The 2,632-nt window shown below is 44.9% G+C and carries 1 protein-coding gene; it reads left to right on the top strand.

Going from position 1 to position 2,632, the window contains the following annotated elements:
- Window positions 1-505 precede the first annotated feature (505 nt).
- Window positions 506-2,206, top strand: coding sequence for a pentapeptide repeat-containing protein (locus tag LC574_RS34965; protein WP_229458208.1), 1,701 nt, complete (start codon window positions 506-508; stop codon window positions 2,204-2,206).
- Window positions 2,207-2,632: the final 426 nt, after the last annotated feature.

The raw sequence follows: 2,632 nt of genomic DNA, 5'->3' as shown, positions 1-2,632 counted from the left end.
GCAATCCGATTTGATTTCTGAACTTCTTTGTGTAGGCAGGGAGTAGGGAGTAGGGAGTAGGGAGTAGGGAATCAGCCTTTTCGAGTTGAGGGCGAGTTATTTCAAAAATCAAATAGGAGTCCTATAGTAAATATCTTGGGAAAAAAGTATAACAAATTAGCCAAAGGCGGAAAATTACTTGATTTTTTGAAATAATTTTTCTGATGAGACTTTATTTCATCAGGAGAAGTAGCTTGAGGTTGCTACGGGTTAGCGAGAAGCCGCCCTCCAGGAACACGTTGGTGTAACCCATCAGAGATATCGCTAACCCATAAGATTTTTTGTGTAGTATTTATTGATACTATTAATTTTTGGCAATAGCAAGCAAACTAGCATAAAGAAATTTTTAATTCAGAATTATCAAAACAGTAATTTAAATGTAACAACGGACACAGAAATGTCAACATATTTATCTCAAGTTTGGCAACTGCTAAGAAATTATGCCAGGGATATAAGGTTAGAAGAGATGCCAAAGACCACATCTGTGAAAACCGAAGCAGTTTTACCTCTAAGAAAAAGTATTAAAGAACCTTATAAAAGCGTTAAATTTGCTCAAGATAATTTACAGGAAGATTTATGGTCTCAAAGACTGGAAGAAAGCTTAGAAAAATGGACAATACCAAAGATCGGTTTGACTTCTAAGATCGGCGATGGGACATCAGATACACTAGCTTCTGGGTTCTCCTTTAGAGTGTGCGATCGCCAGATGCATGAAGAGATTTATAATTTACTGGGCAATGGGGCGCTGAAACCAGAAATAGTTAACCAAGTAATGGAATTGGTTGTGACTGGTCAAAAAATTCGCCCAGAACTGCTTTTTTGGCGGCTAGAAGATTTTTATCGTTGCTGGTGTCAGGGAAAATTTATCGATGGGACACCAGATGATAACCTACCTCAGAAAACAATGTTAAAATTGGCGGCGCAAAATATTGCGATCGGGCTGAGACAGGTTGACATATATACAGGGCTAAACGTACTAATTTTACTGTTAGAATTACACCGCTACGCCCAAGAGCGAGATGAACTCAAACAAAAAATCACTTTCTATCCATCTGCTCAACCAGACACAGACAATTTTTTCACATCCCAACTGTTGCGGATCATCAACTATAGCGATGCCCTGGAAATTGGCAATTTTAGCAGTATAGTTGGGCAATTCCTCAAAGGCGGCAACTTTAAGGGTGCAAACCTTAGCGATGCCAACCTCACTGGGGCAGACTTTAGGGGTGCTGACCTGGGCCAAGCTTATCTTGGCGATGCCAACTTAACTGGCGTAAACTTCAGTGGTGCAAACCTAAGCGGTGCAAACCTCGGCGATGCCAACCTTAGCGGTGCAAACCTCACTGGTGCAAACCTCACTGGTGCTGACCTTAGCAGCACCAACCTCAGTGGTGCAAACCTTAGCTGTGCCAACCTTAGCAGCACCAACCTCAACCGCGCCGACCTTAGCAGTACCAACCTCAACCGCGCCGACCTTAGCAGTACCAACCTCAACCGCGCCGACCTCAGCAGCACTAACTTTAGCCATGCCGACCTAAGTAACGCCATCCTTTTCGGTGCAAATCTGAGTGAAGCCAACCTCCATAGCACTAACCTTAATCATGCCGACCTCTGTCGTGCTGACCTCAGTGGTGCTGATTTGAGTCACGCCATCCTCAACGGTACTAACCTTAGTGACACAATTCTTTTCAGTACCAACCTTAGTGATGCCATCCTCATTGCTGCTGACCTCAGCTATGCCAAACTTAACGGTGCCAAGCTTAACAACGCCAGACTCAACGGTGCAATGTTCTTAGGGGCAGACCTCAGTGATGTAGACCTGAGTCGGGTAATCCTCAACGAAGCCGACCTCAGTGGGGTGATTCTTAGCGAAGCCGACCTAAGTGGTGCCGACCTCACCGACGCTATCCTTTTCGGTACAGACTTCAGCTATGCCAATCTTAACAGTGCTAACCTCAGTGGCAGTAACCTCAGTGGTGCTATCCTCAATGGTGCGGATCTCAGCCACAGCAACCTAAGTTACGCCATTCTCGGTGGTGCTGACCTCAGCGACGCCAATATGGAAAAAATCACCTGGGGTAAAAAGCAGCAGTGGGAAGGTGTGCGGGGATTAGAGACAGCAGTTAATGTGCCGGAGGCGTTGAAAGAAGAACTGGGATTGAATTGAGATGAGGGAGATGAGGGGGATGAGGGGGATGAGGGGAAAGGTAAAACCCAAGCTTTGAACACCAACTTCCGAGTTCCGAACACCAATTTCCGAGTTCCGAACACCAATTTCCGAGTTCTGAACACCAACTTCCGAGTTCTGAACACCAACTTCCGAGTTCTGAACACCAACTTCCGAGTTCTGAACACCAACTTCCGAGTTCCGAACACCAACTTCCGAGTTCTGAACAGCAACTTTCGAGTTCTGAACACGACTTTCCGAGTTTCAATCTCAAAAGATGGGGATCTCAGGTTGAGTAATGACTAATACTACCTCAAAACCAGTTCTGAGTTTGCTAACTCTACATCACAGAGCTATATCCCGCTTGCTAGAGTGTGAGTAGTTCACGTAAAATATAGTGCCATTGTTCCGGCAGTTCTCATGACT

The sequence above is a fragment of the Nostoc sp. CHAB 5715 genome (assembly GCF_020829685.1).
In the GTDB taxonomy this organism is placed as follows: domain Bacteria; phylum Cyanobacteriota; class Cyanobacteriia; order Cyanobacteriales; family Nostocaceae; genus Nostoc.
Note: the sequence above shows the minus strand (reverse complement) of the source record. Positions and strands in the feature narration are given on the sequence as shown.